The 18,278-nt window shown below is 71.7% G+C and carries 17 protein-coding genes; 14 read left to right on the top strand and 3 right to left on the bottom strand.

Annotated features, from left to right (window positions below; genetic code table 11):
* Nucleotides 1-70 precede the first annotated feature (70 nt).
* Nucleotides 71-493 (bottom strand): hypothetical protein, encoded by a 423-nt coding sequence (locus tag AHOG_RS12985; protein WP_093941588.1) that lies wholly within the window; start codon nucleotides 491-493, stop codon nucleotides 71-73.
* Between the two features lie 366 nt (nucleotides 494-859).
* Between AHOG_RS12985 and AHOG_RS12980 the strand changes: the two genes are divergently transcribed.
* The 5 genes from AHOG_RS12980 to AHOG_RS12960 all read left to right on the top strand — a co-directional run bounded on the left by AHOG_RS12980 (nucleotide 860) and on the right by AHOG_RS12960 (nucleotide 4,943).
* Nucleotides 860-2,149 carry a sensor histidine kinase gene (locus AHOG_RS12980; protein WP_093941587.1) on the top strand — a complete coding sequence of 430 codons (1,290 nt, stop codon included), beginning with the start codon at nucleotides 860-862 and terminating at the stop codon, nucleotides 2,147-2,149.
* Entirely contained in the window at nucleotides 2,139-2,579 is a 441-nt protein-coding gene (locus AHOG_RS12975; RefSeq protein WP_093941586.1) for a roadblock/LC7 domain-containing protein, read from the top strand. Before AHOG_RS12980 ends, AHOG_RS12975 begins: the two co-directional genes overlap by 11 nt.
* Before the next feature lie 26 nt (nucleotides 2,580-2,605).
* Entirely contained in the window at nucleotides 2,606-2,962 is a 357-nt protein-coding gene (locus AHOG_RS12970; RefSeq protein ID WP_075740589.1) for a DUF742 domain-containing protein, read from the top strand.
* The gene (locus AHOG_RS12965) at nucleotides 2,937-3,533 is read left to right on the top strand and encodes a GTP-binding protein (RefSeq protein WP_093941585.1); all 597 of its coding nucleotides are present in this window, start codon (nucleotides 2,937-2,939) and stop codon (nucleotides 3,531-3,533) included. The genes AHOG_RS12970 and AHOG_RS12965 overlap by 26 nt, the downstream gene beginning before the upstream one ends.
* 168 nt (nucleotides 3,534-3,701) lie before the next feature.
* Nucleotides 3,702-4,943, top strand: a complete 1,242-nt coding sequence (locus AHOG_RS12960; protein ID WP_093941584.1) for a styrene monooxygenase/indole monooxygenase family protein — start codon at nucleotides 3,702-3,704, stop codon at nucleotides 4,941-4,943.
* Nucleotides 4,944-5,022: 79 nt separating this feature from the next.
* Here AHOG_RS12960 and AHOG_RS12955 read toward each other — a convergent pair whose 3' ends face one another.
* Complete coding sequence (locus AHOG_RS12955) at nucleotides 5,023-6,939, bottom strand: ABC transporter ATP-binding protein (protein WP_093941583.1); 1,917 nt, start codon at nucleotides 6,937-6,939, stop codon at nucleotides 5,023-5,025.
* 86 nt (nucleotides 6,940-7,025) lie between these two features.
* On the opposite strand from AHOG_RS12955, the gene AHOG_RS12950 reads away from it, so the two are divergent.
* On the top strand, nucleotides 7,026-7,670 hold the full coding sequence (locus AHOG_RS12950; protein ID WP_093941582.1) for a TetR/AcrR family transcriptional regulator: 645 nt from the start codon (nucleotides 7,026-7,028) through the stop codon (nucleotides 7,668-7,670).
* A gap of 847 nt (nucleotides 7,671-8,517) precedes the next feature.
* Here AHOG_RS12950 and AHOG_RS29345 read toward each other — a convergent pair.
* The gene (locus tag AHOG_RS29345; protein WP_211290590.1) at nucleotides 8,518-8,943 is read right to left on the bottom strand and encodes a hypothetical protein; all 426 of its coding nucleotides are present in this window, start codon (nucleotides 8,941-8,943) and stop codon (nucleotides 8,518-8,520) included.
* Nucleotides 8,944-9,446: 503 nt separating this feature from the next.
* Between AHOG_RS29345 and AHOG_RS12940 the strand changes: the two genes are divergently transcribed.
* The 8 genes from AHOG_RS12940 to AHOG_RS12905 all read left to right on the top strand — a co-directional run bounded on the left by AHOG_RS12940 (nucleotide 9,447) and on the right by AHOG_RS12905 (nucleotide 18,268).
* The gene (locus AHOG_RS12940; RefSeq protein ID WP_184450819.1) at nucleotides 9,447-10,205 is read left to right on the top strand and encodes a TetR/AcrR family transcriptional regulator; all 759 of its coding nucleotides are present in this window, start codon (nucleotides 9,447-9,449) and stop codon (nucleotides 10,203-10,205) included.
* Nucleotides 10,206-10,540: 335 nt separating this feature from the next.
* Complete coding sequence (locus AHOG_RS12935; protein ID WP_093941581.1) at nucleotides 10,541-11,263, top strand: hypothetical protein; 723 nt, start codon at nucleotides 10,541-10,543, stop codon at nucleotides 11,261-11,263.
* A gap of 225 nt (nucleotides 11,264-11,488) precedes the next feature.
* The gene (locus tag AHOG_RS12930; RefSeq protein WP_093941580.1) at nucleotides 11,489-12,523 is read left to right on the top strand and encodes a BMP family ABC transporter substrate-binding protein; all 1,035 of its coding nucleotides are present in this window, start codon (nucleotides 11,489-11,491) and stop codon (nucleotides 12,521-12,523) included.
* A 241-nt stretch (nucleotides 12,524-12,764) separates the two neighbouring features.
* The gene (locus AHOG_RS12925; RefSeq protein WP_245856722.1) at nucleotides 12,765-14,354 is read left to right on the top strand and encodes an ABC transporter ATP-binding protein; all 1,590 of its coding nucleotides are present in this window, start codon (nucleotides 12,765-12,767) and stop codon (nucleotides 14,352-14,354) included.
* Nucleotides 14,351-15,376 carry an ABC transporter permease gene (locus AHOG_RS12920; RefSeq protein WP_093941578.1) on the top strand — a complete coding sequence of 342 codons (1,026 nt, stop codon included), beginning with the start codon at nucleotides 14,351-14,353 and terminating at the stop codon, nucleotides 15,374-15,376. Before AHOG_RS12925 ends, AHOG_RS12920 begins: the two co-directional genes overlap by 4 nt.
* Nucleotides 15,373-16,287 carry an ABC transporter permease gene (locus tag AHOG_RS12915; RefSeq protein WP_093941577.1) on the top strand — a complete coding sequence of 305 codons (915 nt, stop codon included), beginning with the start codon at nucleotides 15,373-15,375 and terminating at the stop codon, nucleotides 16,285-16,287. The genes AHOG_RS12920 and AHOG_RS12915 overlap by 4 nt, the downstream gene beginning before the upstream one ends.
* Nucleotides 16,284-17,084, top strand: coding sequence for a nucleoside phosphorylase (locus AHOG_RS12910; protein WP_221438359.1), 801 nt, complete (start codon nucleotides 16,284-16,286; stop codon nucleotides 17,082-17,084). Before AHOG_RS12915 ends, AHOG_RS12910 begins: the two co-directional genes overlap by 4 nt.
* Nucleotides 17,081-18,268: an acyl-CoA dehydrogenase family protein gene (locus AHOG_RS12905; RefSeq protein WP_093941576.1), complete on the top strand. Its 1,188-nt coding sequence runs from the start codon at nucleotides 17,081-17,083 to the stop codon at nucleotides 18,266-18,268. The genes AHOG_RS12910 and AHOG_RS12905 overlap by 4 nt, the downstream gene beginning before the upstream one ends.
* Nucleotides 18,269-18,278: the final 10 nt, after the last annotated feature.

Raw genomic sequence — 18,278 nt, 5'->3', positions numbered from 1 at the left:
GGGCGCCGTCCGCATGACGGCGCCCCCGCAGGCCGGTTCGAGACCCCGCTGAATGATGACTCGACCGTCCTCAGTCGATCTCGGGACGACCAGCGGGCTCGGCAGCCTGCGGCGCGGCCCGGCCCGCGTGGTACCCGCCGTCCGGTTCCGCCACCGGCGCGCGAGGCACCTCCATGCGGACGCCCTCCGACCCGACGGACGGACCCGCGATCTGCTCCTCCGCGGCCACGAGCGGAGCAGGCGCCTCCGCCACCGGCGCGCGAGGCACCTCCATGCGGACGCCCTCCGACCCGACGGACGGACCCGCGATCTGCTCCTCCGCGGCCACGAGCGGAGCAGGCGCCTCCGCCACCGGCGCCGGGAGCATCGACTCCGACACGGGCCCTTCCGACGGCCCGGCCACGACCGAGGCGGCGGCAGGCGCCGCCACCACGAGCAGCACCAGTCCGCCTGCGACGATCGCACCGGTCAGAGCCTTGCGATTGATGCGCACGAGTGACCTCTCCTCCTCGGCTCGGCGCCGCCTGGATAGGCGGCGCCTCACCTCGAAGCACGCCTTCGGAGATCGCCGAGGTTGCCGACGGATTCGTGATGCCGCTCACCTCGCCGACATCCGCACGGCGACAGAAGAGCAGGGCGCGGCGGCACCTCGCGGGGCCGCCGCACGGGTGCGCCCGGGCGCTCCGGACACTCCGCACACGCAGGCACGAGTCCACTCAGAGCGATCATTCGGATACGCTGCGCCGATGTCGTCGCAGCACCGTGAGCCACACCCGACATCACCCTCAGTGCCCGACCGGGCACGTACTGCGCTTATGATCGCCGCCGTACGGAGCAACGCCGACGATTGCGAGTCCGAATGGTGAGCCGTGCCCGATCCCTGCTCGACCGGTACCGGCGGCATGGCGCCAAGGCATTGCTGGCGCAGGCTCGTACGGCGGCGGCGCAGCTGCTGACCCCCGTCCCCGCTTCGCCCGTGGCGAAGGCGCCGCCGTCGCCGTTCCAGGACACGCCGCAACCCGCTTCGCCCCCGCCTCGAATCGGCGACGACGTGCTGGCGGGCATGTGCGCGGGCATCGCGGTCCGAGATCTGAACCTGGTCGACTCGCTGCTGGCGATGCTCGAGCAGATGGAGGTCGACGAGGACGATCCGGACACCCTCGCCCGGCTCTACCGGCTCGATCATCTGGCCACCCGACTGCGGCGCAACGCGGAGAACCTCCGTGTCCTGGCCGGGCAGGAGGCGGGCTCGGCCACCGAGGAGACCACGTCGCTGATCGACGTGATCAGGGCGGCCATGTCGTCCATCGAGCAGTACACCCGCATCGAGATCGGTCGGGTGGCGGGGCTGGCCGTGGCCGGGTTCGCCGCCGACGACGTGAGCAGGCTCGTCGCGGAGCTGCTGGACAACGCGGCGGCCCAGTCGCCGCCGAACTCCACCGTGACGGTGAGCGCGCACATCACCGAGCAGGGCAGCGTGCTGCTGCGAGTCGAGGACGCGGGCATCGGCCTTCCCGCCGAGCGGATCGCCGTGCTCAACAAGCGACTGATCTCCGCTCCGCGGCTGGACAGCGACTCGATCGAGCACATGGGACTCGCGGTCGTCCGCTCGCTGGCCCGCAAACATCAGATCAAGGTGTGGCTCGGCAGGCGGGCACCACACGGCACGACGGCCTCGGTGCTGCTGCGTACCGAACTCGTGCGGGAGACCGCGCCCGCCGTCTGGGTCAAACCGGCCGAGGCGCCGAGCAAGGCCGCGCCTCGGCCGGCGATGCCCGCTCCGAGATCGGCGGGGTCGCCGCCGAGCGAGGTGACCGCCAGCGGACTTCCCCGGCGGCTGCCCGCGGGCAGGCGCGCGGAAGCCCCGGTCCCCGCGGCCTCGGCCGTCCGCCGAGAGGAGGAGGAGACGACGACGAGCGGACTGCCACGCCGGATCTCCCGCAGTCTGCGTGCCGAGGGTCGTCCGGAGGAGTCGGCGTCGCGAAACCCGCAGGCGGTGTCCTCCCGCGCCGAGTCGCAGGCGCGGGCGGGGCGCGCCCAGCTCGTCTCCGACCTGGGTGCGTTCGCCGACGGCGAGCAGGCGGCACGGGCGAGCAGGTCCGGGGAGGAAGAGCAGAAGCGAGATGGGAAGGCCCTCCATGACGACTGACAACGACACGAGGCCGCGTGACTTCACCTGGCTGGTCAACGGCTTCGTCGACCGGGTGCACGGGGTGACGCACGCCCTGATCATGTCCTCGGACGGCTTCCCGCTGACCTCGTCGGACTCCGTCGACCGCGACGAGGCCGAGCAGCTCGCGGCGATCTCCAGCGGACTGCTCAGCCTGGCGCGCAACAGCGCCACGCTCTTCGGCAAGGGCGATTGCGAGCAGATCATCATCCGGCTGAGCGGCGGCTACTTCCTCTTCATGGGAATCGGTGAGGACGCCGGGCTGGCGGTGCTCACCTCGTCGGGCTGCGACATGAAGGTCGTCGCCTACGAGATGACGCAGTTCGTCGACAACGCAGGGCATGCGCTGACCCCGCAGGTCCGCTCCGACCTGCGGCGCGTGGTCACCGCGCGCCGCACCAGCGACTGAGACCGCCGGAGGAGGACCGACACCGCATGGCCACGACCGCGAAGCGCAGCGCCAGGGTGCGCCCCTATGCGATCACCGGCGGACGCACCAGACCACGGCACCACCTGCTGGTGGAGACGCTGATCTCGGTGCCGCACTACGACCCGGAGTTCAGCGAGACGCTGATGCCCGAGGCCCGGGCGCTCTACGAACGAGCGCGCATGACGATGTCGATCGCGGAGCTCTCCACGCATCTCACCACTCCGCTGGGCGTGATCCGCGTACTGATCAGCGATCTCGCCGCCCAGGAGATGGTGTTCATCCACCCGACCGGTCACGCCTATCAGTACGACCGGCACATCCTGGAGAGGATTCTCGATGGACTCAAGAGACTTCCAGCCTGACTTCTCCTCGTTGACGATCTCGGCGAAGATCGTCATCGCGGGTGGTTTCGGCGTCGGGAAGACGACCTTCGTGTCCACGGTCTCGGAGGTGCCGCCGTTGAACACCGAGGCGTGGATGACGGAGGCGGGTGAGGGTGTCGACGCACTCGACCCGAGCGGCGACAAGACGACCACGACCGTCGCGATGGACTTCGGCCGGATCACGCTGCACTCGGATCTGGTGCTGTACCTGTTCGGCACTCCGGGCCAGGCTCGGTTCTGGTTTCTCTGGGACGACCTCTCTCGTGGCGCGTTAGGCGCGATCGTCCTGGTCGACACGCGACGCATTCAGGAGTCGTTCGCGGCGATCAACTACTTCGAGAACGACTCGGACATTCCCTTCGTCGTCGCGGTCAACAAGTTCGACGGCAGGTTGGAACACGATCTGGACGAGGTGCGCGACGCACTGGCGCTCGCTCCGGACACCCCACTGACCACCTGCGACGCGCGAGATCCCGGCTCCACGGCCCAGGCGCTGCGGGGGCTGGTCTCCTACACGATGGACCTGAGCGTCTCCTATGGACCGTCCTGACGGCTGACGGTGGTGCTCCGCCGAGGTCGGGAGGGTGGCGGGTCATCGACCGACGACTCGTCCGCGACGTCCGAGGGCCCGGCTCGGGTCCGCTCGGCGACGGACGAACGAGACGCTCGAGGACTCCGCCGGTTGCATGTCGAAGCACGGCGCTACGAAGGGTGACCCATGCGGAAGGTGTTGATAGTCGGGGCGGGTCAGGCCGGTTTACAGCTAGGCCTGAGCCTGCAGGCACACGGGTACACGGTCACGATCATGTCCGCCCGGACCCCGGAGGAGTTGCGGAGCGGCCGGGTGATGTCCACCCAGTGCATGTTCGGCCCCGCGCTCGCCAAGGAGCGGGAGTACGAGCTGAACCTCTGGGAGGAGGACACGCCGAAGATCACCGGCCTCGGGGTGTCGGTGGCCGGGCCGGACGGCGACCGGGTGCTGGACTGGGTCGCGCCGACCGGCGAGTTCGCGCAGTCGGTGGACCAGCGGGTGAAGATGGCGGGCTGGCTGGAGCTGTTCGAGGACCGAGGGGGCACGGTCGTCTTCCACGGCGTCGCCACCTCCGACCTGGACTCGCTGGCGCGGCTGTACGACCTGGTGGTGATCGCGGCGGGCAAGGGCGAGCTGGTGCAGCTCTTCGACCGTGATCCCGAGTTCTCGCCGTTCACGAGTCCGCAGCGCGCGTTGTCGGTCGCCTACGTGCACGGGGTCGGGCCGCGACCGGAGCATCCCGAGACGATCGCGGTGCGGTTCAACGCGATGCCGGGGGTCGGCGAGCTGTTCATGATCCCGGGCCTCACGCTGAGCGGCCCCTGCGACATCCTGTTCTTCGAGGGCATCCCCGGCGGTCCGCTGGACTGTTGGCAGGACCGCCCCGGGCCGCGGGAACATCTGGATCGGATGCTCGATCTGATCAGACGGTACGTGCCGTGGGAGTACGGGCGTTGCGCGGCGGCCGAGCTGACCGACGACCGCGCGACACTGGCGGGCGGCTACGCGCCGGTGGTGCGCAGACCGATCGGCGAACTGCCCGGCGGCGGTCTGGTGCTGGGCATGGCCGACGTGGTGGTGGCCAACGATCCGATCACCGGGCAGGGCTCCAACAACGCCAGCCGGTGTGCGGCGTCCTATCTGGACAGCATCGTGGAGCACGGCGAGCAGCCGTTCGACCGGGCGTGGATGGAGCAGACCTTCAGTCGTTACTGGGCCGAGGCGCGGCACGCCACCACGTGGACGAACACCATGCTGCACCCGCCTGCTCATCTGCCGGAGATCCTCGGCGCCGCGAGCCGGTCGCCCGCGGTCGCGGCCAGGTTCGTCGCGGGATTCTCCGATCCGGCGGGTCTGCGGGACTGGTTCTTCGACGCCGACAAGGCCAGGGCGTACCTGGCCTCGGCGGCGACGGAGCAGGCCGTCTGAGTCGTCGCGGGGTCGGACGAGGTCTTCCCGCCCGACCCCGCGACCGGTCCGCCGGTGTCTCCGATCGGCGAACCGAGCGTCATCCGCGGACCGAGCCGGGCAGCGCGGGCAACGCCGCGGACCCGTCCGGCCTCGGCGTCTCGTCGCTCGACGCGGCGTCGATCGGAGTGTTCCCGACCGGCCGGTCGGCTTCGACGGTGGTGGCGATCCGCAGCGCCGCCACCAGATCGCGGTACAGCTCGTCCGTCGCCAACAGCTCGGCATGGGTGCCCTGGGCCCGCACTCGTCCTGCCTCCGCCACGATGATCCGATCGGCGTCGATCACCGTGGAGAGCCGGTGCGCGATGGTGACCACCGCGCCCTGTGCGGCGACTCGGGAGATGACCTCGTGCACGGCGGCCTCGGTGATCCCGTCGAGCTGGGCGGTGGCCTCGTCCAGCAGGAGGATCCCCGGATCGGAGACCAGAGCCCTGGCGAGCGCGATGCGCTGCCGCTCGCCTCCGGAGATCGTCGTGTCGGCGACGGAGGTGTCCAGACCGTCGGGCAGCGCCCGCACCCGGTCCGCCAGCCGGACCTCGGTCAGGGCGGCCCAGACCGCCTCGTCGTCGGCGGTGGGATGGCTGTACACCACATTGTCCCGCAGGGTGCCCGGCACCAGCGGACTGTCCTGTTCGACGTAGACGATCCGACGCCGCACCTCGTCGGCGCTCAGGGCGTCGAAGGGGACGCCGTCCAGTCGAAGCTCGCCGCTCTCGGGCGCAAGGAACTTGAGGATCAACGAGAACATGCTGGTCTTACCCGCCCCGGAGGGACCGACGACGGCGGTGTGCCCGGTGCGGCGGATGTCGAGGGTGACTCCGGTCAACGCCGGCGCGGCGCCGGGCGCGTAGCGGGCCGTGACGTCGTGCAGGGAGAGCACGGCGTCGGTGCGGGCGACGTCCGCCCGAGGCGAGGACCGCCCGGCGTCCGCCGCGGGCGGAGTGACGGCGTGGCGATCCGTCGTCCGCGGCTCCGCCTCCTCCAACTCCAGGGCCTGGATCTCGCGGATCCGTGCCGCGGCGGCGATGCCGGACTGGAGCTGGCTGACGGTGGTGGTGAGGGTCGACACCGGGTCCATGAGCTGGAAGGCGTAGAGCAGGAAGGCGACCAGGCTGGAGACCGCCAGATCCCCCATCCCGACTCGCCAGCCCCCGACGGCCAGGATCAGCATGATCGCGAGCTGGATGCCCGCGCCCGCGATGGTCCAGGCGACGGCGTCGATGCGCACGGCTCGGATGCTCTCCCGGCGAGCCTCGGTCGCCTCGTGAAGGACTCGCTCGGTCTCTCGTCCTTCGGCACGACTCGCCTTGACGGTGCGCAGCGCCCGCAGCGCTCCCTCGAGCACGCCGCCGAGCCTGCCGACCGCCGCCTGAGCCTGCTGCTGGGCGACGGCGATCTTCGGCATGAGCAGGCCGACCAGCACCGCGACCGCGATCAGGGCGCCGATGGTGGTGGCGAACAGGATCCCGTCGAGCATCGCCATGAGGAGCAGCGCGCCGAGCAGCCCGACGACGCCGTTGATGAGCTGGACGATGCTGGAGGCGGCGGCCTCCCGGAGCAGGACGGTGTCGGAGGTGACCCTGGTGACCAGCTCGCCGCCGGATCGGCCCGCGAGCTCGCCGACCCTGGTACGGAGCAGTCGGCGGACCATCGACCCTCTGGCGTCGAAGACGATCCGCTCGGCCAGCGTGCCCAGGAGGATCCACTGGGCCAGGCCCACGACGGACCCGACGACGAGCAGGGCTGCCAGCAGTCCGACGGCGGGGCCGATGGGCGCCTGAGCGCCGAGGCCGTCCAACAGCCATTTGGTGACCATCGGCGTCGCCAGCCCGGCGCCGGTGGTGGCCAGGCCGAGCACGGTGCCTAAGACCAGGACTCGGCGATGTGGGCGGACGAACGACCACAGAACTCTCAGATTCGCCCAACGCGGGGCGGACGATTCGACCGACGCGGTCACGGTGGCGCTCCTTGGTAGATCCGACGACTCCCCAATGAAGCCCCAAGGTACCAGAATGTTCACTCAAGGCCCGTTTTTGGACACTGATGTCCCACTACGAAACAGTGCTGCGTCAGCTTGACCTGGGGCAGGCCCACAGTGGGACCATGTGCGGCGTGTCCTCCACCAAGGCAGGCTTTCGCAACAGGACGAGGCAGGCGATCATCGACGCGGCAGGCGCCGTGCTGGGCGAACGTCCATACGCCTCGATGAGCGAGATCGCCGAGGCGGCGGAGGTCGGCCGCAGCACCCTGCACCGCTACTTCTCGGACCGGGGCGAACTGATCGGGGCGATGTCGGAGGACCTGCTCGAACGGCTCGACCATGCGATCATCGAGGCAGAACTCGACCAGGGCCCTCCCCGCGAGGCGCTGCGCAGGCTGCTGCACGGCTACTACGACATCGGGCCCCGCGTCATGTTCGTCCTGAACGAGCTGCACGCCGACTGCAACGAGGCCTTCTACGCCAGGTTCGACGCCGCGGGCATTCCCGTCGAGCGGTTGCTGGAGCGAGGGCGAGCGGCGGGCGACTTCGACGACGCCATGAACATCGACTGGGTCCGCCGCATGCTGTGGTACCTGCTCTCGGCGGCCTGGGACGCCGTCGCGAAGAAGGCGATGTCCCGCCACGCGGCCGTCGACTCCGTCGTCCGCACCCTGGAACAGGGCATACTCGGTCGCGGACGGGCCTGATCACGTGGACGGACTCGCGCGCTCGAGTGAGGCGCCGAGGCCACGGCGGGCGATTCAGTGCCGGAGGTGAATCGGCCGTCGGAGCGATCTCCCCGACCGGTCGTGAGGACGTCCGTCCGCGGCCGCGGCAAGCCGCGGCGCGTCCCGGCGAGCACAGAGGCCCGACGGCAGGGCCCTCGGCCGCATCTGGATCGCATCGGGCGACAGCACGGGCCCGCATCGCCCTCCCGCGCCGACACGACCTCGCCGACGCGGGAGGGCTGTTCCGAGCACGCCGGCCCGGCCGACGGGCCCGCGTGGCAGGCACGAAAGCGCGGGGGCCGGGATGCTCACGTCTCCGCTCCCGCGCATTCAGGCGAACGATCCTCGTCCTGCACGCGAGGACGCACGGCAGACCACCGAACGCCCCGACGGCGTTCTCACCGGTCGACGTCGCGACGATCCCGAGCGGCGCCGGGCGCCCTCTCACCCACCCCGTCGACCCGGCGGCCGCGGCACGGTGACGTGGAGAGCCCCGGCCGGTCGTCGAGCGGTCACCGAGCGAGCGAGCCCAGCATGAGACGGTTCGACTCCATCGGCTCGACACCGATTCGAGGTGAGACGCTTCGTGTCCACACGAACCCCCGGCTCTCGCAGCACTCCGTCGTCTCCTGACATGACCCCGTCGGGCCGAGCCCGAGACGCGGCGCGGTCCCCGGCCGCCGCGAACTCCAGGACGCCGAGCTCCCCCGAGGTTCGACCGGCGTGGTGGGGAGCCCACCCGGTCCGGCTCTGCGCCTCGGGCATTCATCGCCTCGATCTCTGACGGCGCGGTCGATCTCCGCGTGCCGAGAGGCGGAGGAGCCCGTCAGGAAGGCGGTGTCGGCGATTCGTCGTCGACACCGGTCGCCGTCCTCCTCGCGCGGCGATCGACAACGCCGCCACCTCGATCGACGAGGCGGCGTCCGCTTCGGACCACGGCGTCTCCCTCCGGCGCGGGGCCCGGTCTCGCCGTCCGGGTGTCGTTCACGTGAGCCGGTGCGCTGGGCGAGAGTCGTCCGACGACGGCGGGCGCCGCTCCGACGAGCGAGTCGTCGGTGAGCGCGGTCGTCATGAACGACGCGAAGTCGACGCGGCGGATCCGGTCGTCCGCCAGGGCCGGATCGCCGACGTGGGGACGCCCCACGGGCAGGCCTTGACTCTCGTCCTCCTCCAGGTCGCCGCCGCGGACCACGGTCCCCGTGATCGCGGCGAAGACGCCTGCCGCCGCCACCTGATCGTCGACGTCCAGCACCCGCAGCAGCCGCGCCAGCCAGGCGACGACCCGGACCTGCGCCGCGAAACGCCGGGTGTACGGCCACGGTCGCCTCTGGCGACGTGCCGGCCACAGAAGAAGACCTTCCGGGCGTCGGGCTCGGCGTGGTCCGGCACGACCTGGGACGCGCCTGGGGAGTACTGCCGCACTCCCCAGGGACGAGCGCGGTCCGCACGCCGTCGCAGCCCGCGACGGCCCGCCGGTCACCGCCGGATCGTTCGCCGCGCCGGGACGATCGTGATCCGATCGGCGAACGCGGCGAGCTTGTCGCCGCTGGTTCACGGCAGAGGCCGACGACCTCGTAGCCCCGGCCCGACGACTGCCGGACGAGGTGCCGTCCGAGTCTCCCCGAGGCTCCGACGACGCGGACTCCCTGCGGCCGACCTGTGGTCATGTCCGGCTCCCACCTCCTGGACTTACTATGTAAGTACGTTACGCTTACGCCGTAAGTACGGTCGAGCGGAAGCCGAGAGGACATATCCATGGGTGAGCGCGGCGCCGGACCGACCGCCAGACCGAGGCGCGCGCCGCTGAACCGAGGACGCATCGTCACCGCCGCCATGGAGCTGGCCGACGAGAAGGGCTCGGCCGGAGTCACCATGCGGGCGACGGCCGCCAGGCTGGGCGTCGAGGCGATGTCGCTCTACAACCACGTGACGGGCCGTGAGGACATCCTCGACGGGATGGTCGACGCGGTGTTCGCCGAGATCGACCTGCCCAGTCCGCAGGCGAACTGGAAGACGGCCATGCGAGCCCGGGCCTCCTCCTGCTATCGAGCGCTGCGCCGTCATCCGTGGGCAGTGGGCCTCCTGGACTCCCGCGGCCGTCCCGGTTCGGCGACGCTGCGCCACCACGACGCCGTCCTCGGGGCCCTGCGCACGGGCGGATTCTCGGTCTCGATGGCGACACACGCGGTCTCGCTGATCGACAGCTATCTGTACGGCTTCGTCATCCAGGAGCGGAGCCTGCCCTTCGTCGACGCCGCCGGGTTCGACGGAGGCGCGGAGGACAGCCTGCGCGACCTGCCCGCGGACACCTACCCGTACCTCGCGGAGGCGATCGCCGCGCAGGCCGACGAGGCCGGCCATGACCACGGCGAGGGATTCGAGTTCGGACTGACCCTGATCCTCGACGGTCTCGAGCCCGACGGGGTCTCCGCGAGCCGGACGGACCGAGGAGGCCGTCCAGCAGGTCATCACGGAGAACCCCGGCCGCAGGCGACGCCGCCTGCTCGCCACTGACGACCGCACCGTGGAGGAGCGTCTGGCGGCCGCTCGAACCCGTGTCTCCACGATCGATGGTGATCAGGACGGCCGACACGCGCTTCGCCGCAGGTGCGCTGATGTCGCCGCGGCACAATCCGGTACGCGGACACGGCACTTCGCCGGCTGCCCCGGGCTCCGCCACCTTCACCCGGAAACGACAAGCGACGATCAGTCGTCGCATCGCACCGTCCCAGCCTGCGGGAGAAATCGGCCGATACCGCCGAACGGGTGGAATCGACGGCCTTGAAGCGGGTGTGATCTGCCCGGACACGCACGGCATGCCGGGCCCTGCCCGGCCGAAGGGACGACGGATGAGCACGACGGAGCGGAATCCTGGCGGCGACGCGGACGGCGGTCGGGCCGGCACGCGGGCGAACGGAGCGTGGCGCTGGGGCGTGGGAGCGGCCGTGCTCGTGGTGCTCGCGCTGATCGGGTTCGTCTCCTGGCCGCTGCTCGGCGGCTCCGAGACGGATGAGACGGCCGCCGGGGCAGGCGGCCCCGGGATCGAGACGTCGGCCGAGCCTTCGGCGGACGACACGGCGATGGACGACGCGGGCGCAGGCGCGCCGGTGTCCTGCGACACCGCGCTCGATCCCGCCGACGAGTTCCTCGCCTCCGTCTGCGACCCGGCGCACCATACGGCGCGCCGGTCGGCGCTCGAGGCCGCGGCGGGTGACACCGGCTTCAGCATCGGGGTGCGCGGCGACGTTCCGACCGACGGCTACATGGTGTCCTTCGACGACGCTCCCGGCCTCACGCTGGCGGGCACGCTGCTCGGCGACACCGACGGCCTGGAGGCGGAGGTCGACGAGTTCCTGCTGACCAATCGCGCGTTCTTCGCCGATCGCACCGGCTCCTACCTGGGCGGCTGGATCAACCCCGAGACCGAGGAACTGGTGATCGGGGTGTCCGAGCGCTACACCGATCGCGCGGAGTCGCTGCGTGTCGCAGCCCAGCGCGATCAGATCGCGGTGTACGACCTCGGGGCGGGCGCGGACATCCTGGTGGCCGAGGAGGCGCCCGCAGGCGGCTGAGCCACGACGGTCGGCGCCGGTGCGCGCCGCCGAACGGTGATCACCGGGGACAACACCGCCCACGAGACCCGAAACTTCCACATATTGGGATCACAGCGGTGAAGATCGGTGCGGAGTTCTCATATCGTGGCGCGGCGCCTACCATCCACTGGACCGTTCGGGTGACCCAAGCCGCGCCACCCAACCCGGAAGTCGCCCACCGTGTTCGAGCCTCGAAGGACCGTCATGCCGCGCTCCCTCCGCTACGCCGCTGTGCTCTCGCTCACCGCCGTGGCCGCCATGAGCTGCAACGCCTCGTCGAACGAGGCCGAGGGCGACGGGACTGGCGGGCCGTCCTTCGTACTGATCACGCCCAACCCGATCGGCGTCAACGACTTCCTCCGACTCTCCGTGGAAGGCGTCGAGCGAGCCGCCGAACAGCACGGCGGCACCTCCGACGTCTACGAGAGCAGCGACCCCGCCTCGATCCAGCAGAACATGGCCGCCGCCGTGCGCGAGGCGCCCGACGTGATCGTCGCCGTCGGCTTCAACTTCGCCGACGTCCTCGCACAGGAGGCCGAGCGCAACCCCGAGCAGCAGTTCCTCTTCATCGACTCCTGCACGGAGCAGAGCCTCCCGAACGTCACCTGCGCCACCTTCCGCGAACACGAGGCCAGTTACCTCGCGGGCGCCCAGGCCGGTCTGCTGACGGAGACCGACCACGTCGGGGCCGTGGTCGTGCTCGACTCGCCACAGTTCCACCGGTTCTCCGACCCCTTCGGCGAGGGCGCCGCCCAGACCAACCCCGACGTGGAGTTCACCCAGCTCTTCATCGGTGGGCAGAACCCGTTCAACGATCCAGCCCGCGCCAAGGAGCTGGCGGGCACGCTGGCGGGTGAAGGCGTCGACCACGTGATGGGCGCGGCCTCGGCCGCGGGCAACCTCGGCGTCTTCGAGGCCGCCGAGGAGGGCGGCTTCTTCGCCTTCGGCGTCGACTCCAACCAGTGTCCGGCCAGCCCCGGACAGGTGGTGGACAACGTCGTCAAGCGCACCGACGTGGTCATCGCCGACGGCATCGACGCGATCCTGGGCGGCGCGCCCGGCGACGACCGCTCCTACGGCCTCGCCGAGGACGGACTGTCGTTGAGCGGCCTGCTCGACGACACGAGCGAGTCGCAGTGCACCATCGCCGAGCACCCCGAGGTCATCGAGGAGATCGCCGCCCTGCGCGATCAGATCGTCGCGGGCGAGATCACCGTCGCCGACCCGGCAGGTTCGTGACCGGACGATGACCCGGCACTCCCCCGACGCCCCGGACCCCGACCGCGCGGCGCGTGGCGCGGACGCGCCGACCACTCTCCCGGCGGATACGACGCGGGGCGGACCCGAGACGACGAGTCCCGCGCCGGCCCCCGCCGCACGGCACGACTCGGCCGAATCCGCGCCGCCGTCGTCGGACTCCCCCTCGGCCGGGCGGACGACGGCGAGCGGGGCGCCGCGTCGCGACCGCTCCGACGGCCCCGTGAGGGACGGCGAGCAGCCGAGCGGGGCCGAGCAGCCCGAGCCGACCGGCGTCCCCGCCACGACCATCGACGCCGCGGGCGGACGGCCGCCCGCGGTCGTGCTGCGCGGGATCACCCGCCGGTTCCCCGGCGTGGTGGCCAACGACGGCGTGGACCTGCGCGTCGAACAGGGTGAGATCCACGCGCTGATGGGCGAGAACGGGGCGGGCAAGTCCACTTTGATGTCCGTCCTCTACGGCGCGCTGCGCCCGGACGCGGGCGAGATCGAGCTGTTCGGCAGGCGCGTCGAGCCGGCCGGGCCCGCCGGGGCGATCGCCGAGGGGGTCGGCATGGTGCACCAGCACTTCATGCTCTTCCCCGGCCTCTCGGTCACCGAGAACGTCGTCTACGGCCAGGAGCCCGTCCGACGCGGACTCGTGGACCGCACCGCCGCACGGGCCAGGGTCGTCGAGCTGATCGACCGATTCCGCCTCGGCCTCGATCCCGACGCCCGCGTGCGTGACCTGCCGTTGGGCGTGCGCCAGCGGGTGGAGATCCTCAAGCTGCTGTACCGGGACGCCCGAGTGCTGATCCTCGACGAGCCGACGGCGGTCCTCACTCCCGACGAGGTGGACCGGCTCTTCACAGTGCTGCGAGGTCTGGCCGCGCAGGGCCGCAGCGTCATCCTGGTGACGCACAAGCTGGGCGAGGTGCTGGCCGTGAGCCGGACCGTGACGGTGCTGCGCGACGGTCGGGTGGCGCAGGTGATCCCCACCGCCGAGGCGACCGCGGCGCGGCTGGCCTCGGCGATGACCGGCCGCGACGTCGAGTTGGACGTCGTGCATCCCCCGGGCTCCCCCGGCCGGACGGTGCTGGAGGTGCGGGAGCTGACGGTGGCCCGCCGCGGCGGCCGACCGCTGGTGGAAGGGGCCTCGTTCTCCGTGCGGGCGGGCGAGATCGTCGGCATCGCCGGAGTGGCGGGCAACGGTCAGAGCGAGCTGATCGAGGCGATCGTCGGGCTGCGGGCCGCCTCGAGCGGCCGGGTCCTGCTGCTCGACGCCGACGTCACGCGGCTGCGGATCGCGGCTCGCAGGCGCGCGGGACTGGCCTATCTGCCGGAGGACCGGGGCGCGGTGGGCTCAGCGCCCGGCGCGTCGCTGGCCGAGAACCTCGCGGCGGGTCACCACCGGGGCAGCCTGCGATCGCGCGGCGGGTTCCTGCGGCCTGCCGCCCTGCACGCCCACGCCAAGCGGATCGTCGAGCGCTTCGGAGTGCGGGCGGGCGACACGCGGTCGCCCATCCGCGCGCTGTCCGGCGGCAACCAGCAGAAGGCGCTGCTGGGCCGCGAGATCACCAGGGAGGCTCCGCTGCTGATCGTCGAGCAGCCCACGCGGGGAGTGGACATCGCCGCCGTGCAGGCCGTCCACGCGGAGCTGATCGCCTGCCGCGACGCCGGACACGCGGTGCTGCTCGTCTCGGCCGAGCTGAGCGAGATCCGGGGACTGTCCGACCGTGTCCTGGTGTGTTACGAGGGCAGGCTGGTGGCGGAGCTGTCGCGCGACGAGGCGACGGAGGACCGGCTCGGACTGGCGATGGCGGGTGACTCGTGACCCGGGTGCGGCACGTCCGCCGAAGCGCGGTGCCGATCGCGCTCGGTGCGGCGTTCATCCTGGCCACGGTGCTGCTGGCCGCCACAGGGGCCGACCCGCTGCGGGCCTACCAGGCGTTGGTCGTGGGCGCGTTCGGACCCGACGGTTTTCCCGGGACGCTGGCGTATCTGGTGCCGGTGCTGGGCATGGCGATCGCCCTGGCGATCCCGCTGCGGGCCGGAATGGTGAACCTGGGCGGCGAGGGTCAGCTCGTCCTCGGCGCGATCACGGCGGTGATCATCGGCCTGCACAGTCCACTGCCCGCCGGGTTCACGGTGCTGCTCGCGGTGGCGGGCGGGGTGCTGGCAGGTGCGTCGTACGCGGCGCTCGCCGCGTTGTGCGAGACGTCGCTGGGCGTGCCGTTGCTGGTCAGCTCGCTGTTGTTGAGCTATCCCGCGATGTCGCTGGCCTCCTACCTGGTGCGCTTCCCGCTCGCCGATCCCGGTTCCAGCCTCCCGCAGAGCAGGCGGCTTCCCGAGGGGGTGGCGCTGCCGGGCATCGGGCTCGGGGAGGTCACCGTCGGCCTGTTCGCCGTCCTCGCCGTCGTGGTGGTGTTCCTCGTCGTCGACGCGCGGACACCCGCCGGATACGAGGTGCGCATGACCGGGGCCGGGCCCCGGTTCGCCGCCTACGCGGGCATCGACCGGCCCGCGCTGACCCTCCGGCTGCTGGCCGCCTCCGGCGGCATGGCAGGCCTGGTGGGCGCGATCATGGTGCTGGGCTTCCCGTTCCGCTTCATCGACGGCGCGTTGATCTCTCCGCAGTACACCTGGATCGGCCTGATGGCCGCGCTGCTGGCGGGGGCGAGCCCGGTGGGCACCGCCCTGGCCGCGTTCTTCTTCGCCGCGCTGACCAACGGCGGTTTCGACATGGAGCGGGTCACGCAGACGCCGCGGGAGCTGACGGCGATCCTGCAAGCGGTGATCATCGTGTTCCTCGCGTCGTCCACCGGTCTGCTGCGCCGCCGGGGAGGGACCCGATGACCGTCGATCCGGCGCTGTTCGCCGCCGCGCTGCGGGCGCTCACCCCGATCCTGTTCGCCGCGCTCGCCGGGGCGCTGTGTCAACGGGCGGGAGTCTTCAACATCTCGTTGGAGGGCACCATGCTCGTCGGCTGCTTCGCCGGGGTGGCGGGCAGCTGGTTCAGCGGCAGTCCCTGGGTGGGCGTGCTGGCGGCCATGGCGGCCTCCGCGGCGTTCTCCCTGATCCTGGCCGTCGGTCACGTGACGCTGGGCGCGGACCCGATCGTGTTGTCGGTGGCGATGAACATGCTGGCGGTGGGCCTGACGGCCTTCCTGCTGCGCACGGTGTTCGGGGCCCAGGGCAGCTTCAGCGATCCCGCGCTGCGCGGTCTCGGCCGCGTCGACATCCCGCTGGTGGCCGACGTCCCCGTGCTCGGCCCGATCCTGTCCGGCCACTCGCCGCTGCTCTACCTCTCCTGGCTGGCGGTGGCGGGGCTGGCGGTGCTGCTCTACCGGCATCCGTGGGGACTGCGGCTGCGCGGCGTCGGAGAGAATCCCGAGGCGGCGACGAACCTGGGCGTGAGCGTCACACGCCACCGCTACGGGGCGATCGTCGTGGGCGGCGCGCTGTGCGGGCTCGGCGGCGCCCAGCTCGCCCTGGGCAATGTGACCTTGTTCGCGGAGAACATGACCGCGGGACGTGGCTGGATCGCGGTGGTCGCCGTCATGCTGGGTCTGGCGGCACCGATCGGCGTGTTCCTCGCGGCACTGCTGTTCGGTCTCGCCGAGGCGTTCGGCTTCCGACTCCAGGCCGTGGGTCTTCCGCAGCAGGCGGCCGACGCCGCGCCGTACGTGGTGACCCTCGTGGCACTGTTCCTGTCCAGCCGTCGCATCCGGCGACGGGACGAGGCGAAAGGGACCCTCACTCGATGACCGACGCGCCGATCGACTCGCCACACCCGCCGTATCCGGCCGAGGGCGTGGCCGACGTGCTGCCCGTGACGAAGATCCCGCGCCGCGGGCTGCCGGGGCTGGCCCTGGTCGTCGGCGACCCCGCGCGGGCCGACGCCGTCGCGTCCCGCCTCGCCGAGGTGAGGCTGGTCGGCGAGAACCGTGAGTACCGGACGTATACGGGCAGTTGGCGGGGCGTCGAGCTGGTGGTGTCCTCGCACGGCGTCGGCGGGCCCGGCGCCGTCTGTCTGTTCGCCGAGCTGGCCGAGGCCGGGGTGCACACGTTCCTGCGGTTCGGCACGGCCGGGTCGCTGCGTCGGGACATCGGCGACGGCGATCTGGTGATCGCCGAGGCCGCCGTGCGGGACGACGGGGTCTCCCACCAGCTCGTCCACCCGGAGTATCCGGCGTTCGCGACCCCGGAGGCGACGTTGGCGCTGGCGGCGGCGGCGCGCACCCACGACGTCGCCCATCGGCGCGGCGTCGTGTGGACTCGGGCGGCGTTCAGCCCCGCGGTGCTGACCCTGCCGATCGCCCAGTACACCGCGGCGGGCGTGGCCGCCATCGAGATGGAGGCGTCGGCGCTGTTCGTGTTCGCGGGCCTGCGCGGGCTGCGGGCGGGCGCCGCGCTGGTCGTGGACGGCTACGCCGGAAACGACGACGTCGACGCCACCACCTACGCGCCGCACCGGCAGATCGTCGTGGACGCCGTCCGGCGCGGCGCCGACGTCGTGTTGGACGCCCTGATCGCCCTCGACGAGAGCGGAGTACGAGCATGACCGCATCCCCCGAACAGCCGAGCGTGCCGCGCATCGCCGACGAGGTGGCCGCCCGGCTGCGGGCCGACGCCGTCGAGCGGGAACACCGGGGCGCCGAGCCGGTCGCGGAGATCGCTCTGCTGCGCGAGTCCGGGCTGCTGCGGCTGCTGGTTCCCACCGAACACGGAGGTCTGGGCGGCGACTGGCCGACCGCGCATCGCGTGATCACCACGGTGGGGGCGGCCGACGCCTCGATCGGGCACCTGCTCGGCTACCACTACTTCCAGCTGTGGCGGATCCGGCTGTTCGACGTGCCGGAACAGCAGGCACGGCTGGAGCGGGCGAGCGTCGAGGGCAGCTGGTTCTGGGCCGGAGTCAGCAACCCGCGTGACGCGGCGCTGGTCGCGCGGCCGGTGCCCGGCGGGTTCGCGGTCAGCGGCCGGAAGTTCTTCGCCACCGGAGCCAGCGTCGCGGATCGGCTGATCGCCAGCGGCACCGAGGCCGACACGGGTCACAAGATCGCGTTCACCCTGGACGCCGCGGCGGAGGGCATCCGTTTCCTGGGCGACTGGGACAACCTCGGCCAGCGGCTGTCCGCCAGTGGAGGCGTCGAGTTCACCGACGCCTTCGTGCCCGAAGGCGACGTGCTCGGCGTACAGCCCGCGCCGGAGGAGCCGCGTGCGTGGCGCGACTCGCTGAGTCCGCTGGGCTTCCAGCTGTTGTTGAGCAGGCTGCACGTCGCGATCGCCGAGGGCGCGCTCGGCGAGGCGGGCCGCTACACGGCCGAGCAGTCGCGGGCCTGGCCGCTGTCGGGGGTGGAGGCCGCGACCGACGATCCGTACGTCCTCGCCGAGTACGGCAGGCTCGACGCCCGGCTGGCGGCGGCCACGCTGCTCGTGGACGCGGCCTCGCGCGCCTTCGAGGACGCGGAGGCGCTGGGCACCGGGCTCACGGCCGAGCGACGCGGTGAGCTGGGCGTGCTGATCTCGCGGGCGAAGGTGGTGAGCACCGAGGTGGTCAACGAGATCGGCACCCGGATCTTCGAGCTGACCGGGGCACGGGCGACCAGCGCCCGGCACGGGCTGGATCGCTACTGGCGCAACGCGCGCACGCTGACGCTGCATGACCCGGTGAGCTACAAGGCCCGCGAGATCGGGCGGCATCGACTCACCGGAGAGCTGCCCCCGGTGACCGGCTACAGCTGAGGCGTCGGCC

The sequence above is a fragment of the Actinoalloteichus hoggarensis genome, from assembly GCF_002234535.1.
Lineage (GTDB): Bacteria > Actinomycetota > Actinomycetes > Mycobacteriales > Pseudonocardiaceae > Actinoalloteichus_A > Actinoalloteichus_A hoggarensis.
Note: the sequence above shows the minus strand (reverse complement) of the source record. Positions and strands in the feature narration are given on the sequence as shown.

What these genes read in the sequence shown, in the direction of transcription:
- AHOG_RS12940 (WP_184450819.1), top strand. Translation starts at nt 9,447, where the DNA reads ATGGGTGAGCGCGGCGCCGGACCGACCGCCAGACCGAGGCGCGCGCCG.
- AHOG_RS12910 (WP_221438359.1), top strand. Translation starts at nt 16,284, where the DNA reads ATGACCGACGCGCCGATCGACTCGCCACACCCGCCGTATCCGGCCGAG.
- AHOG_RS12905 (WP_093941576.1), top strand. Translation starts at nt 17,081, where the DNA reads ATGACCGCATCCCCCGAACAGCCGAGCGTGCCGCGCATCGCCGACGAG.
- AHOG_RS12970 (WP_075740589.1), top strand. Translation starts at nt 2,606, where the DNA reads ATGGCCACGACCGCGAAGCGCAGCGCCAGGGTGCGCCCCTATGCGATC.
- AHOG_RS12965 (WP_093941585.1), top strand. Translation starts at nt 2,937, where the DNA reads ATGGACTCAAGAGACTTCCAGCCTGACTTCTCCTCGTTGACGATCTCG.
- AHOG_RS12975 (WP_093941586.1), top strand. Translation starts at nt 2,139, where the DNA reads ATGACGACTGACAACGACACGAGGCCGCGTGACTTCACCTGGCTGGTC.
- AHOG_RS12980 (WP_093941587.1), top strand. Translation starts at nt 860, where the DNA reads ATGGTGAGCCGTGCCCGATCCCTGCTCGACCGGTACCGGCGGCATGGC.
- AHOG_RS12915 (WP_093941577.1), top strand. Translation starts at nt 15,373, where the DNA reads ATGACCGTCGATCCGGCGCTGTTCGCCGCCGCGCTGCGGGCGCTCACC.
- AHOG_RS12930 (WP_093941580.1), top strand. Translation starts at nt 11,489, where the DNA reads ATGCCGCGCTCCCTCCGCTACGCCGCTGTGCTCTCGCTCACCGCCGTG.
- AHOG_RS12935 (WP_093941581.1), top strand. Translation starts at nt 10,541, where the DNA reads ATGAGCACGACGGAGCGGAATCCTGGCGGCGACGCGGACGGCGGTCGG.
- AHOG_RS12950 (WP_093941582.1), top strand. Translation starts at nt 7,026, where the DNA reads ATGTCCCACTACGAAACAGTGCTGCGTCAGCTTGACCTGGGGCAGGCC.
- AHOG_RS12960 (WP_093941584.1), top strand. Translation starts at nt 3,702, where the DNA reads ATGCGGAAGGTGTTGATAGTCGGGGCGGGTCAGGCCGGTTTACAGCTA.